This is a genomic window from Petroclostridium sp. X23 (assembly GCF_030013905.1).
Classification (GTDB): domain Bacteria; phylum Bacillota; class Clostridia; order SK-Y3; family SK-Y3; genus X23.
On record NZ_CP124862.1, the window covers coordinates 2,760,147 to 2,775,826 of the forward strand.

Annotated in this window: 12 protein-coding genes; 2 read left to right on the forward strand and 10 right to left on the reverse strand. The window is 35.4% G+C overall.

The annotated features are described in order from the left end of the window. Nucleotides 1-35: 35 nt before the first annotated feature. The 5 genes from QKW49_RS13125 to QKW49_RS13145 all read right to left on the reverse strand — a co-directional run bounded on the left by QKW49_RS13125 (nt 36) and on the right by QKW49_RS13145 (nt 6,445). The gene (locus QKW49_RS13125; protein ID WP_282863066.1) at nt 36-1,073 is read right to left on the reverse strand and encodes an NAD(P)-dependent alcohol dehydrogenase; all 1,038 of its coding nucleotides are present in this window, start codon (nt 1,071-1,073) and stop codon (nt 36-38) included. Nucleotides 1,074-1,323: 250 nt separating this feature from the next. Beyond that, nucleotides 1,324-2,316 carry a sugar ABC transporter substrate-binding protein gene (locus tag QKW49_RS13130; RefSeq protein WP_282863068.1) on the reverse strand — a complete coding sequence of 331 codons (993 nt, stop codon included), beginning with the start codon at nt 2,314-2,316 and terminating at the stop codon, nt 1,324-1,326. 92 nt (nt 2,317-2,408) lie between these two features. Further along, nucleotides 2,409-3,428 carry an ABC transporter permease gene (locus QKW49_RS13135; protein ID WP_282863070.1) on the reverse strand — a complete coding sequence of 340 codons (1,020 nt, stop codon included), beginning with the start codon at nt 3,426-3,428 and terminating at the stop codon, nt 2,409-2,411. A 1-nt stretch (nt 3,429) separates the two neighbouring features. Next, a complete protein-coding gene (locus tag QKW49_RS13140; protein WP_282863071.1) occupies nt 3,430-4,941 on the reverse strand; it encodes a sugar ABC transporter ATP-binding protein in 1,512 nt (503 codons plus the stop codon). A 376-nt stretch (nt 4,942-5,317) separates the two neighbouring features. Next, nucleotides 5,318-6,445 carry an ROK family transcriptional regulator gene (locus QKW49_RS13145; RefSeq protein ID WP_282863072.1) on the reverse strand — a complete coding sequence of 376 codons (1,128 nt, stop codon included), beginning with the start codon at nt 6,443-6,445 and terminating at the stop codon, nt 5,318-5,320. 566 nt (nt 6,446-7,011) lie between these two features. Between QKW49_RS13145 and QKW49_RS13150 the strand changes: the two genes are divergently transcribed. Next, nucleotides 7,012-9,081 (forward strand): DctP family TRAP transporter solute-binding subunit, encoded by a 2,070-nt coding sequence (locus tag QKW49_RS13150; protein WP_282863074.1) that lies wholly within the window; start codon nt 7,012-7,014, stop codon nt 9,079-9,081. Further along, a complete protein-coding gene (locus QKW49_RS13155; RefSeq protein ID WP_282863075.1) occupies nt 9,062-10,189 on the forward strand; it encodes a helix-turn-helix domain-containing protein in 1,128 nt (375 codons plus the stop codon). Before QKW49_RS13150 ends, QKW49_RS13155 begins: the two co-directional genes overlap by 20 nt. Before the next feature lie 42 nt (nt 10,190-10,231). Here QKW49_RS13155 and larA read toward each other — a convergent pair whose 3' ends face one another. The 5 genes from larA to QKW49_RS13180 all read right to left on the reverse strand — a co-directional run bounded on the left by larA (nt 10,232) and on the right by QKW49_RS13180 (nt 15,568). Next, on the reverse strand, nt 10,232-11,509 hold the full coding sequence (larA, locus tag QKW49_RS13160) for a nickel-dependent lactate racemase (RefSeq protein ID WP_282863077.1): 1,278 nt from the start codon (nt 11,507-11,509) through the stop codon (nt 10,232-10,234). Nucleotides 11,510-11,773: 264 nt separating this feature from the next. Then, on the reverse strand, nt 11,774-12,529 hold the full coding sequence (locus QKW49_RS13165; protein WP_282863078.1) for an alpha/beta fold hydrolase: 756 nt from the start codon (nt 12,527-12,529) through the stop codon (nt 11,774-11,776). Between the two features lie 30 nt (nt 12,530-12,559). Beyond that, nucleotides 12,560-13,846, reverse strand: coding sequence for a TRAP transporter large permease (locus QKW49_RS13170; RefSeq protein ID WP_282863080.1), 1,287 nt, complete (start codon nt 13,844-13,846; stop codon nt 12,560-12,562). Continuing rightward, nucleotides 13,846-14,364 (reverse strand): TRAP transporter small permease, encoded by a 519-nt coding sequence (locus QKW49_RS13175; RefSeq protein WP_282863081.1) that lies wholly within the window; start codon nt 14,362-14,364, stop codon nt 13,846-13,848. The genes QKW49_RS13170 and QKW49_RS13175 overlap by 1 nt, the downstream gene beginning before the upstream one ends. 133 nt (nt 14,365-14,497) lie before the next feature. Continuing rightward, nucleotides 14,498-15,568, reverse strand: coding sequence for a TRAP transporter substrate-binding protein (locus tag QKW49_RS13180; RefSeq protein ID WP_282863082.1), 1,071 nt, complete (start codon nt 15,566-15,568; stop codon nt 14,498-14,500). Nucleotides 15,569-15,680: the final 112 nt, after the last annotated feature.

A 15,680-nucleotide genomic window follows, 5' to 3' on the forward strand; every position in this document is an offset into this window, starting at 1 on the left:
GTTTAATTTTGATAACAAAAATTCACCCGATTCGCTTATATCTTAATGACTGCCTTAACTACATCATTCTTATTCTCAATAACAAAATCAAAGGCTTTTTTACTATCCTTAAAATCAAATTCATGGGTGACAATACCGCTAACATCGATTTTACCGTCTGCAATTGCTCCAATTGCTGCGGGATACAGATTGCGATACCGGAAAACAGATTTGATCTCCACCTCTTTTGCCATGATCTGCATAAAGTCAAACTCAATAATATCTTTGGAAGCAAGTCCTACAAGTACAATAGTACCACCTCTTTTAGCAAGATAAGGTGTTTGTTTTATTGTGATCTCACTTCCCGCTGTTTCAATAACCTTGTCGGCACCATTACCACCAGTCAACTCCGCTATTTTGTCCAGCACATTCTCATTTTTAGCATTAACAACACATGATGCACCTAACTTTTTTGCATATTCAAGCCTTTTTTCGATAACATCCACAACAATTACATTTGTTGCTCCAAAAGCTTTGCAGGCAAGAAGTGTTACAAGCCCTATACAGCCTGCACCAAGTATGACAACCTTATCTCCCAGCTTAACACCACCTTGTGCTGCGGCATGCAGCCCTACAGCTAAAGGCTCAACAAGTGCGCCTTCTTTTGTTGACACATTATCGGGCAGCTTAAATGCCATATTCTCAGGAAACGCAATATAATTCATTAAGCAACCATCATAAGGGGGTGTTGCTAAAAATTCTACATCCGGACAAAGGTTATACCTGCCGGTCTTACAGAATTCACATTGACCACACGTACATCCCGGTTCTAATGCAACTTTATCTCCAACCTTTAGATTTTTCACACCAGATCCTACTGCAGCTATCGTTCCTGCACACTCATGACCGAGAATAAAATCGCCATTCACAATGAAATCACCAATTCTCCCATGTTCCAAATAGTGTACATCAGAGCCGCAAATTCCTACATATTCAAGCTTTACAAGTACCTCTTTTTCCTTAGGTATAGGAACTTCGATTTCTCTTATTTCCATTTTGTTAAGGCCCGTCATATATACTGCCCTGTTTTCCATCTAATAACCCTCCTATTGAAATGGTAAAACCTTATAGTACTAAGCCCTACTTAATTTTTTACCATCATTCTTCAAGTATTTTCACATTTATTATTTTTTCTAAAATTCTGTTCTTTGGCACAAATATTTCAAGATAGATACTTAGATTAAAAAAGATGCGTGAACACATTCTGTTCACATGTTCACGCATGTTATTATTAATATACGGGTATAATGCGATTAAACTTCTATAAATTTCTAATTAAACATATTATTTAATTGCTCCTGATTTTTTCAGCATTTCTATAAATTCATCAACATTATCCTTTGCAACTAATGGATTGCCTATATCTGTATCAATCTGTTTTTCTGCCCCTGTTAAGAGCTTGTTGCTTGTATCCAATATTTTCTCAGCAAGGTCAAAAGCACTTTGCATTGATGTGGAAGTCATTCTTCCTTCTTTTATTAGTAGGACTGCCTCCGCCGTCCCGTCGACACCATATGCAAGCAAATTTTTATATTTCGGATCATCCTTTACAACTTCAAGTGCTCCTGCAGCCATGTTATCATTCATGGAGATAACAGCGTCAATTTTGTCATTAGCCTGTACCCAGTCTTCCATATACTTCATAGCTTCATCTTTGTTCCAATTGGCAATTTGTTCACCAACGATTTTAACATCAGGGCGTTTGTCAAAAAATTCTGCTTGCCAGCTTTTACGTCTTTCATCTGCATGGAAGTTACCGGAAGGTCCATTTAATACAACTACCTGTGCATTCTGCGGGATTTGTTCTAGCGCCACGCGTGCATTAACCGCTGCTTGTTCATAAGGATCGGCATCTACCGAGGATGCACCTTCAATACCGGAAATACGTGCATTTGTTGTGATTGCAAATATACCGGCTTTAACAACCTTTTCTACATACGGTCTTTGAGCTTCACCATTATTCGGCTGTACGATAACCAGATCATATTTGTTAGTTATGGCATTCTCAATCATTGAGTTTTGTTTATCATCATTCGCTTGTCCATCAAAAACATCAAGTTTAATATTTGGATATTTGTTAGCTTCCTCTTTCACTGCATTCGCAAGCCACGCAGCAAATGAATCGGATTGAGCACGAGCAATATAAGCGACCTTAAATGTTTTCTCACTACCACTTTTGTCATTCTGATTAGCGTCTGTCTTTGTCTTCGAGCCGCATCCGGCTAATAAAGCGACTACTAATAGCATTGAAAGCATACTCAAAAATATCTTCTTCATTTTTTATCCATCCTTCTATTTTTTATTTTAAACAGCTATGCTGTTTAATTCGGTTGTTGATAAGCTAATTATGATTAACTATTTAAATTCCATTAATTATTAGCCTTATCTAATATTCCTGCTTTCTTATCTGTTCCCTTTTCTTCTATTCTTCCTAACATGCTCTTTGTTCTGCGATTCTTTGAGCGAATATCATAAATTACAGCGAATGCTATAATTGCGCCACGAATGATTTGCTGTATATATGAATCTATACCTGTCAAGTTCATAATATTGTCCAAGAAACCAACAATGAACGCACCCGCAAGTGTACCCCCAGCGGTACCCATACCACCGGAAAAGCTTGTTCCACCTATGATTGCTGCTGTAAGAGCAGTAAACTCGTAGTTAACAGCACCATTCGGAAGACCTGCATTAACACGGGACATAAATAGGACACCCGCAAGTCCTACAAAAATGCCATTTATGATAAAGGCTTTATACTTAACCTTATGAACGTTGATACCTGAAGCTACTGATGCTTCTTCATTTCCTCCAACAGCATACAGCGAACGTCCAAATCTAGTATGATTTAGTATATACCATGTAAGAATTGCAATTGCTACTAAGAAGAGGATAGGAATAGGAATGATTCCAACTGATCCCTGCCCTAATACTACGAAATCACCTAGTTGAAGAATATTCTGGCCTTTTGTGAAAAGAAGCGCAACACCGCGGGCCATGGTAAGCATTGCCAATGTGGCAATAAAAGGTGGTGCTTTAAAATTACTGATCATAGCAACATTTATGAGACTACACAAAACCGCAGTCAATATACCTACTAAAACTGCTATTAGCAAGGAACCTGTCGCTTTATAAGCAGATACGGCAAATACTCCTGAGAGTGCAAGTACAGAACCAGCTGATAAATCAAGCATCCCGGATATTATAAGCAATGTCTGACCGAACGCCAGAATGGTTGTTACCGCTAACTGCCTTGAGATGTTTGTCAAGTTGTTTACCGATAAAAAGTTAGGATTCGCTATCGAGCAAATAATAAACAATGCCATTAGGATCATATAAATGCTATATTTCTTTTTTAACGTATTCCATGAACTAGTTACAAACTCCACTTTATTCCCCTCCATTAACTGTTGTAGTTCCAGTAGCATATTTCATAATAAGCTCCTGTGAAAAATCTTCTCGGCTAATCTCACCTGTGATAGTACCTTTTGCCATAACATAAATTCTATCACACATACCTATTAGCTCAGGAAGCTCAGAAGAGACCATAATAACAACTTTACCTTCTTTGGCCAATTCAGTCATGAGCTTGTAAATCTCAAATTTAGCGCCTACATCAATACCTCGAGTAGGCTCATCCAAAATCAGAATATCCGGATTTCTTATCATCCATTTGGAGAGAAGTACTTTTTGCTGATTGCCACCGCTTAATGATGCTATAGCAGTATCAATTGTCGGTGTTTTAACTTTCATTTTACTAAACATATCGGAAACGACACTACGCTCAACTTTCTTATGATTCCTGAAACCATAGAAAAACTTTTTGAGGTAGGATATCGTTGTATTTTCTTTTACAGATCGCATGGGAATTATACCATATCTCCTTCTATCCTCAGAAAGCATTACCATCCCGTTCTCTATACTCTGCTCAACATTTTTAATAGTAACTTCCTTACCATTAATTTTTATGAAACCCGATGTTTTAGCGTCCAGACCAAACAGCGAACGCATAACTTCGGTTCTGCCAGCTCCCATAAGCCCTGCAAATCCTAAAATTTCACCTTTTCTAGCATGAAAATTAATATCATGATATACGTTAGTGCAATTCAGACCTTCAACTTGGAGCATATCCTCTCCAAGCTCAATTTGTTCCTTTGGATATTTATTAGTGAGTTTACGTCCTACCATCATAGCTATAACTGCTTCAATATCCCATTCTTCTTTAGGACGGCTATCTACAACTGTTCCATCTCTAAATACTGTTATCTCATCGGCTATTTGAAAAATTTCATCCAGCTTATGAGAGATATAAATAATGCATACTCCTCTAGCTTTAAGTTCTCCTATCTTAACGAATAGTTTTTCTACTTCCTTAAGTGTGATTGCAGAAGTCGGCTCATCCATTATAATAATCTCAGACTTATAAGAAATAGCTTTAATGATTTCTAACATCTGAATATCCGATACAGTTAAATCCTTGAGTAATGTGGTCGGAGAATAAGGTAAATTTTCTGCCTTCAATAGCTCTGTTGTGCGTTGTCTTACCTCTTTCCAATTAACGTTTCCGAATTTATTAATCGGAAGATTCCCTAGAAAAATATTTTCTTCTACTGTCATTTCCGGAACATAATTCATCTCTTGAAATATCATTGAGATGCCTAAATTCCTTGCCTGTATAGGATTGTTAATTCTTACCGGTTTTTCATCAATATAAATTTGACCATTATCCGGTTGATAAATTCCATTAATAATTTTCATTAATGTTGATTTTCCTGCACCATTCTCTCCACACAATACATGAACAGAACCTTTTTTCACAGTAAAATCAATCTTATCAAGAGCCTTAACTCCTGGAAAGGATTTTTCAATTTGTGATACCCTTAATTTAATATTTTCTTTCATATCCTTCCCCCTAAAATTTTTTGCAATTTCTCAAATCGGCCTTCAATGAGATTGGAACCTTACCTTCTGAGATTTCACTCATAATTTTTTAACTTGAGCTGTTGAAATATTCCAACTTATTTATTATGTTTTGTATAATACTTTTATAAAATGATCTTAATAAGATTATACAGCTTATTTTAGCTAAAGTCAACATATATTTTATAAAATATATGTTGACTTTAGCTATTTTGACTAAAATTTATCAATGTAATGATTTCTAAAGTATCTTTTAGCTCTAAACATAGATTGAAGGCTATTCTATTAATAGTCCCAAGTGATTATTGTAATTCAATATAGTATGGTATTATGAGAACTTTAATGTATAAGCTATAAATTAGATACTATTAATAAAACTTTCAACATGTTGTAAAGCCGCACCAACAGCTGTAGCTTCCAACTTATATTTGCAGACGTGCAAATATCCTCCGTCAACTTCAAATGTATTTCTTTTTGATACTAATTCTCTTAAATGCTCAATGTATTCTTCCATATATGCTCCCACGTATCCACCTAAAATAACATTGCAATCATAGAGCATTCTCAAATTATTAATGGTTCCTACTAAATTTGTAAGATATTCTTCCCAAAGTGTCTTTTGTGGCTCACTGTTTAATCTTAATAACCTAAAAAATTCGGCAATATTCCCATTTGTACTATCAGATAAAACTTTAGCTGAGCAGTATGCATCAACACACCCTTTTTGTCCACAATAACAAGTGCGACCATTTGGAACAATTGTCATATGCCCAAATTCACCGCCACGCTGATTTTGTCCTGTATAGATATTCTTCCCTATTATAATAGATCCCCCAACACTATTATTGAGAGAAAGATATACCACGTTTTGTGTATCTTTTTCACCCCACAATTCTGTAAATCCCGCAGCATTAGCATCATTGCTCAAAATACAGGGATATGGTATGAATTCAGCGAAATCTCTTACGCTTCCTCCTTTAAAATCAATAACTGTAGCATAATTTACCATTTGTTTATCTTCGGATAATATTGCCGGTAAAGCAATACCAACCCCTAAAATCTTACTACTCTCAATTCCACTATCATCAATAAAATCCTCTACTAAGTTACCAACTCCTTTAAAATACTCTTTTGAATTGGCAAATGAATAATGCTTTCTTACATTTTTAATTACCTTACCGCTTAAATCAATTAATACAATTCCAACATGATTTTGTGTAATATCTAGTCCAACAGCATATTTTGCAACACTATTATATACAATTGCCTTTGCTTTTCTTCCTCCTGTAGATTTAAACAAACCTGCTTCAATTATCAAATCTTTTTCTTGTAATTCTTTAAGATTTTGTGTAACCGTCGGCAAACTCAAATTTAAAGAATAAGCTATCTCCTGTATGGAAATAGGCTCATGTCTATATAAAAATTTGTATATAGCATTTCGGTTAATTCTTTTGACTTCAATACTGTTCGCTCTATTGCTTGCCATATATTCGCCCTCACTTTTATAAATGTCTTTTCTAAAATTCATTAATATAATAATATTACATTTTTATTATTCTTGCAATCATTAACATTTACCTTTTTTGGAATGCTATAATTAAAACTTATTTATTGCATAATAGAAATGCCTCTTTTCCAGTTTTGATGTAGAAATATTTATAGGTGTACTAACAAGTTAAAATCCTATTGACACGCAGTATAGTCCCTGGTATAATTTGGGTTACATAAAACAATAATGGTATAGAGACGCCTCACCTATAAACAAGTCTTTAGAGGCATCTAATATAGATGAAAAACTCTAAAGTTAGAAATAATCTTACCCGAATGCCACATGGGCACAGTTCCTCAGTAGCATGAAAATCATATGCCACAGACGAACCGTCCCCAAGTAGCATTCCTACTTCCGTGCTTCAATTTTTACTTTTAGAGTTTTTTATCTATACCTCATATCAAGAGTACTTTGGAATAAATATGATTTTGACAAATAACGCTTTCAAATTTATTGTAAATGAAATAATTAATTTAGGCAAATATTCACAGGAGGTAATGCATATGCATTTAGATGATATTTCTTGTCAATACTTAATTGATTGCATACGCCTTACAATAAAAAACCCTATAGCTATCATTGATATAAAAGGACATATATTAGGATGTACTCACACGGAAAAGATCATTTATGCCGAGGAAATAGTAAAACTATGCATTCAAAATGATAACTATCAAGAAATAGCATCGGCTTATAATACATCATTTCACTGCTGCTATATCAATGAAAAGCTAATTTGCTACATTCTTTTATTCGATGAAAATACTACTTTCCCAAATACAGTTGTATATATAAATACACTGATAAATTTGATATTGGAACAGCAACAGTTAAAAGAACAATTAGAGAGTGATTTTAGTGAAAGAATGTTTTTTATTAATCAATTAATTAGTACAGAAGAAAAGAACAATGAAGATCTTTCTTCTCTTGCAGTTCAATTAAAATATAATCCGAATAATATTGCACGGTGTGCAATATTATTTGAAATTAATCATGATAAAAGTGATAGCAGAAATTTTAGTGATAACATATTTGAAAAATATTTTTTAAAAGCACTGAAAAATGCAAAACATTTTAATACTGAAGATATCTATGGATTGTTAAATTTTGACAAGTTTATTATTTTCAAATCTATCCCCTCTATTAATTTTGAAGAGTCTGAAAAACTAATTGTAGAGTTTACGGGAGATATTTATGAAGAAATACAATCTAATTGCGGTATTACCATCATCGCTGGTGCAGGCAGTGCTTATACAGAATTAGCTGATTTAAGAAAGAGTTATAAGGAGTCCCAATTTATTATTTCAAACTTCTTTCATCTAGCTGGTAATAGTTCAACGGTTTTTGTTAATCATCATATTTTTGAATATCTTACTTCACTGCTTCCGCCAAGCTATTTGGAAAATAGATTTAAGAATGTCTCAAATACCATTAAAGAAAACGCTTTTATTCTTGAAACCTTAGTTGCTCTTTCAAAGAACAACAACAACCTTGTGAAAAGTGCTGCTGAATTAGGTATTCATCGGAACACTATGCTTCAACGGCTTAGCAAGCTAAAAGAAGCTTTGGATGTTGATCCTTTGCATAATGACCGTGACAGGTTAAGTATAAGACAATACGCACTTTACCAGAATAGAAAAACTGTATTACATGCCGGTGTTGTCATACAAGAAGGCAGTACATTGCATGCAGGTTATAAAAAATTTGCAGAGCTTATTCATATAAAAAGTAACGGTTCTATGGTTTTAACCATACACACAATATCGATAACAGGTGATAACAAACATTTAAGAGACACATTAAGAAGTGGCTCAATTGATTTTGCATTATGTGCAATTGATACATTAAATGAATATACCAATAACAAAGTTTCTGTCCTTGATCTTCCTTTTCTATTTGATTGTGCGCAGCAAGCATACTATATTTTAGATGGCTTGATTGGAAAAGAGCTTTTTAGTGAATTGCTGCCAAGTGGAATTATCGGTCTTAATTATTGGTCAATGGGTTGGCGCAATATAACCAACCGATGTATAGAGATACGGACACCAAAAGATATTGAAGGTATGAAAATGCGTATTATGCATAACGATATGATGGAATCCTATTATAGACAATTTGGTGCACTACCTATTAAAATGAATTATGGTGATGTTTTAAAATCCTTGAAGTGGGGGTTGGTTGACGGTCAAGATAATCCCTATACCAATATACTAGGAATGAAGTTTTACAAATATCAGAAATATATAACTGAAACCAAACATTGTTTCGATCTGGTAGCTCTACTTACTATAAAAAGCACATGGGAGAGATTAACGAAAAGCCAACGTGAAATTGTTTTAGCTTCTGCAACGGAAGCAACTCACTGGCAAAGAGAAGAAATGAAAAAAATGAATGCGATCAGCCGGCAAAGATTATTAGATACTAAATTAATTAACCTAATTTCTCTTTCTAAAGAAGAGAAATCTGAGTGGCTACAGTCTGTACAGCCTATATACCAAAATTACAAGCATCAGGATATTCTAAGCAGAATAATGGAGGCTAAAAAGGATTACAATGCAAAGAAAATATATTGAAAAAATTTTTAATTCGTTATGTAACTCATTCTTAGAAACTCATATTACGATACTTGATAAAAACAATAGAATCGTTTTGTCTAATACAACTGAGAATTATAAAAGTCTTGCTAGTGAAAGTATGGAACCCATAGGAGGGGTATTTTGGAATGAAAAAACACAAAAATATGGTGTTACACTCCCGCTATCTGATACTCACCTCTTGATCATAGATGCTCATTATATACATTATGATAGTGCTCTTACTGTTGTAAATATGGCTAATGATATCATTAATTTAATAAAAGAAACGGAAATAATATTAAGTAAAATAAGCCTTTCACAAGACAATGTTACCGTTCTTTCCAATAGACTTTTTAACGCTAAAACACCTGAAGATATTGCTTATATAGCATTGTGGGGAGTAGAATTGGGATTCGACTTATCGCTGTCAAGAACTGTCTGTGTTTTAGATATAAAAACAAATGAATTGAATACAAGTTTAAAGGAAAGTATGCACCGTTCCATCCTTTACACCCTTAGAACATTTACGAATTCGTCTTCTCAAGATATTGCAGCACCGTTAAACAGCAATCAAATTGTTTTATGCAAAACTTTAGAAAGCAATAAAATATCTTTGCGTAAGCAACTTTATCCATATCTTTCTTCACTTTGTTCTCTTTTGATGGATCGGCATAACATTTCTATAACTGTAGGAGTGGGAATGCCTCCCAAAAATATTTCAGAGTTTGGCGAAAGTCTTTTTGAAGCGCAGACTGCTCTACAATATGGACAGATATTCAACAGCAAGCAGATGATTTCGTTTATTAGCGATTATTTCTTAGAGTTTGAAATTTCTAAAATACCACAAGAGGAGCTTGAACATTTTTTAGGCAGATACATCAAGATTTTAAATAGCGCAAGCCATTTACTCGAAACGATAGAAGCATTGATTATTAATAATATGGATATCAATTCTACCGCTGATTATCTTTTTATTCATCGTAACACTGCCGTTTTTAGAATTAACCAAATCAAGAAGCTATTTGGTCTTAATCCTCTTCACAATGACAGTGACCGCTTTACGCTTATCATGATCTACATATACTATAAAATGATGAATCAATAAACCTAACAAGATTTTATTAATTCATCATTCTGTATTTTTTAATTATGATGTAACAATAACTGAAACACCATCGGGTATGATAACAAACGAGGCGTCATTTCCTTTGATCTCTCTAGCCATTGAAACTGCTTCTTCCATTGTAGCTGCATACTTCATTTTCATATCTGTAATAATACTTGGTATGCAGCAATCACTGACTAAGATTACGGTGTGTTTCGACAATATGCGTGCTAAAATTTGATACTGCCACTGATCTGGACAGGTTTTATCCATAGGTATTTGTTCTATCTCTTTTAAAATCTCTTGCGGAGATGTACAATTTTTTAATGCATAATAGAAGCTGTCTCCTCCGACCCCATCATTGCAAGCAGCTGCAATAATGATAACTCCGTCTTCACCTACGCATGCTTCTGCTGCTGTCATACCTTTTACACTTTGATATATATTTTGATCAAGCGGATATCCTCCATTAGTGGTGACAACAATATCTGCGTTTTTTGCTTTAACTCTGCACCACCTGTTCAGAAACAAGCAACCTTGAGCATGTGCTTGTTCTGGTGATCCCGCAAATGCCGCGACTACCTCTTTTCTACTGTTAAGCACCACATTTACGATGTATTGCAATCTTGCAATATGAGCTGCCGCAATCATATCCTGATGAATAGGATTATTCTCAAGCACTCCTGTTCTAGCATATGGACTTGCAATAAATTGCCCACAGTGGTTGCCCAACACGGTTGTTTTAGAACACACTCCCGGCAAAACACTTTTACGTCCTCCTGAAAAACCCGCAAAAAAATGTGGCTCGATAAATCCTTCTGAAATTAGTAATTCTGTTTCTGCTGCTACTTTATTAATGATTAATTCTGCTCCTGATGGTAATGTCCCGATTTTAACCAACGAGTCTGTATCCTCACAATTATGTATTACAATCTTTTCATTTTTTATGATTTCTTCACCAAGCTTTTCCAGCAGTTCATCTCTGGTTGTCCCGCGGTGACAACCAGTGGCTACAAGCAATGTAATATCAATATCCTCACTGCTTTTGCGCAGTTCTTTCAGCATTCTCGGAATGATATACTGACTTGGGACCGGACGAGTATGATCACTTATAATAATTGTTGCTGTCTTTTTACCCTTTGCCAGTTCAGAAAGTGTTTCACCACATATAGGATTTTGCATTGCCCATTCTATAATTTCTTCCTGACTGCCTTTTACCTGATAGTGATCCAGCGAAGAACATAGAACCCCTTTTATATATCTATCTTCCACTTCTAATTCTAGATGTCCCCTTCCATATGGTAATAAATAGTTGGACATATTCATCCTCCTCATTTTCTATGTATATAAAATCAGGCTTTAAAATATCTCTCTAGGAATAATAAAAAAAGATCTATGCAATGAATTACCAGCCTAATTTCACTACATAGGTCTTCTACTATAACAATTAAAATAGACATCCTCTCTATCCAGTATATCTGTTATTAACTATATCTCATCTTTTTTCAAACTATAATAATTCCTACATATGTCCTGCAGTAATCTAACTCTAAATAAACTTATTGTATAGAAATTTTACATAGATCACTCCGCAATCTTTTTCTTAAGAAATGCAATAGAGCGATCATAAACTTCTTTTTTCCATCTCAAGGCACTAAACTGATGATTCGCACCCTCAATTATATCGAATTCCATAGTATCTCCATAAATATCACCATACTGATATACAACTGCTACAGGCACATCGTCATCGTTAGAACCATGAATGACAAGTACACCTTTGTCATAGCCCTTTGCCATCTCCAATAGGTCAAGCTTTCTAACATCTTCAAGGAATTTATGAGAAAGCTCTAGACCATTGATATCATAGCCATTTTCAGTAGGCCCCTGCATGGTCCTGGCTCTATGGCTAGCACCGTAATACACATTCAAACCGGGAGACCAAAGAATTGCACCCTTAGGCTGCAGTTTTGGCGCGATAACAGATGTGATTGCACCACCCAAACTATGTCCACAAGGGTACACATTTTGAGAATCAGCAAAATCCTGTTCACAAGTCCACCTATAGATAGCCTCCGCCTGCTCAATTTCTGCACTGACAGTCATTTCATTGAAATCCCCGTCGCTTTCTCCGCATCCGTAAAAATCAAAACGCACACATGCAATCCCGTTTTTTATACATTCTCTTGCGAAAAGCTCATGCAAGCGCATAAGTCCAACTTTATCAACGGTAAACCCATGATAAAAACACACTGTTGGAAATTTTCCACTTCCCTCAGGGGTACGTACACAACCTCTAAGTAACTTATCACCAACTATTAGTTCAACACTTTTATACATCGATACACCTCCAGAATTACTTACATCACACTACATTCCAAACAGATTTGGCAAGAACATAATAATACCAGGAAATATAATTAATATTATGAGAGCTATACATAACACTCCAATGAGTGGTAGTGTTTCTTTCAAAATCGACTCAAAAGAACTTTGAGAAATTCTTTGGGCAACCAAAAGATTGCCGCCAAGCGGTGGAGTAAGCATTCCAATACAAAGATTTACAACCATGATCACTCCGAAGAATACAGGATCATAACCCAGCGTTACCATCAGAGGTGTAAAAAGTGGTGCAAATAAGATAATTGATGAAATAGTATCTATAAACATGCCCGCAATAAGCAGCAGTACATTGACAAGCAGCATAATAATAATAGGCGATTGTGTCAATGACAGCATTGCATCTGTAACTAGCACCGGAATTTTACCAATGGTAAGTAAGCGACCAAATGTATTGGCGCCTCCAAATAAGATCATAATTGTAGCAGAAGTAATGGCTGCCTCTATCAATGAAGCCTTAAATAGCCTCCAAGTAAGTGTTTTGTATATGAATGTACCTACAATAATAGAATATATCACACCAATAACAGCAGATTCTGTTGGAGTAAAGATACCGGAATAAATGCCGCCAAGTACAATTATAGGCATAATCATTGCCCATATTCCGCTCTTTATAGTTCTCATCTTATCTTTAAAAGAATTGGCAACAACACTTCCTTTGTAACCTCTTTTTTTAGAAAGAAAATAATTGTACACCATTAAAGTAATCCCCATGACAATACCCGGCAGGAAACCTGCTGTAAACATCTCTGTAACCGATACACCTATAGTTACTCCATACATAATCATAGGGATACTCGGTGGAATAACCGGTCCAATTGTACTTGCGCTTGCAACAAGTGCACCACTATAAGCCTTATCATATCCCTGAATGCCCATTGCAGAAATCATGATACCACCAATAGCAGCTGTAGTCGCCGGACCTGAACCGGAAATTGCTGCAAAGAACATAGCAGCAAGTACAGCAGCCATACCAAGACCGCCCGGCTTATCTCCCGTAAAAATCTTAGCAACGTCCACAAGTTTGTCAGCAATCCCGCTCTTTTCCATCAGCGTGCCAACAAGCATAAAAAATGGAATAGCCATAAGTGCAAAAGAATCTGTACTTGTTACCATTGACTGTGCAAGCATGGTATCCATAGCGGTGCCGGAATAGAATACTGAAAATACGCTAATAGTGCACAGTGCCAGTGAAACAGCTATCGGAACTGTTGAAAACAACAATAAGAGAAGCGAGCCAAGCAATACTAATATCATCAGTTATTTCCTCCTTCCTTATTTGCGTTAACAATCTTTTTGTTTTTTTCTATATACTCCACTACTCTTGACTGGATAACTCTGATTGCCAAACCCATCATGCCCAAAGAACCGGCCAAGTATATTACTGATACGGACAGCCACGGTATAGATGCGAAACTTTGACCTTTATCAATGACTACTAACATAACAGCGGCAATTTTATAAGACATAAAAAATCCAAAGCATATCGTAACAATATCACCAAACCAAAATATGTATTTGCCTACTTTTTCACCTGTTACCATTGTGATTGCGGATACTCGCATATGTGCCCCAAGCATTCCTGCCCAGCTAATACCGGCGAAAGTAACCCATACAAACATAATTCTAGTTAGTTGCTCAGCCCAAGAGAATGTAAAAGAAAAGAAGTATCGTGAAATCACTGTAAATCCTGTAATAATTACCATTAACGTAAATAATGCTACAATAATAAATAGCTCAATTTTATTATAGAAAGGTACTTTTTCTTGGTTCATACCTGCCTCCATTTTTATTATCTCATACATCGCAATATGAGAGTTCTAAATTCTCCTTTTCCAAATGAATACAGAGAAGGCGGATTATATCTTCTCTGTATTCAACAGTTGTTCCTTTAATAAAGTTACTTATTTAATATTTAGCATTGATTTCATCAACCTTAGAAATTAATTCCTTACCAATCTTATCTTGATATTTATCATATACAGGCTTTGCTGCCTTACGAAATGCGGCTCTCTCTTCATCGGTCAACTCTACAACTACATTTTCACCATTCGCCTTGAATTCATCTTCAATAGTAAGCTCGTCTTTGGCGGAAACTTCACGCTCCCAAGAAAGCACTTCTTTCATAGTATCTGTAATAAGAGTTTTCTGTTCATCCGTAAGCGAATCCCAAAATTTCTGAGAAGCAAGAAGCGGACTTGTATCATAAATATGCCCTGTTTTAATAATATACTTCTGAACTTCATAAAAGCGGCTTCCTTTAATATTGGCATATGGATTTTCCTGACAATCAATTGTTTTCTGCTGTAGTGCTGTAAATACTTCCGAAAAAGCCATTGGAATAGCAGAAGCACCAAGTGTATTAAAATGCTCGATATGCATCGGATTATCCATTACTCTAATCTTAAGCCCCTTCATATCTTCAGGTTTTCTAATCTCTTTGTTAGCTGTTACATGTCTCCACCCTGTAGCAAGCCAACCAAGACCGATAAAACCAGAAGGTTCGAGCTGCTTAAAGATACCCTGTCCAATCTCCCCATCAAGAACAGCTTCTGCTGCCTCATTATTCTTAAATAAATAAGGAAGGTCAAGTATTGCAGTAGAATCTGTAAATCCACTAAGGAATGCAACAGAAGAGATTGCCATTTCTAAAGAACCAAGTTGTAATTGTTCAAGAAGCTCTCTATTTCCTCCTAATGCCGAGTTGGGATATACTTCTACCTCCATCGTACCACCGGACTTTTCTGCAATAATCTCAGAGAACTTTTTCATAGCCTTATCGATAGGAACATCTGACTGACTAACATGTGCTACTTTGATTTTAATTGCTTTTGTTTTCGCCCCTGTGTCTGCTTTTGATTCTGTTCCTGCTTTTGATTCTGTTCCTGCTTTTGGTCCTGTACTGCTTCCACATGCGGTAAATATCACCACAAATGTCATTACTAATGCAAGTAAAGAAATGATTTTACTTCTTTTCATTTTCCCTCTCCCCTTTTAAAATTGAAGTTTATATTTCTCTCATCTAATAAAACTTAACTCAGATTTTTTAAGATGAGAAATATACTATATTTTCATTCTATAACTAATGCTA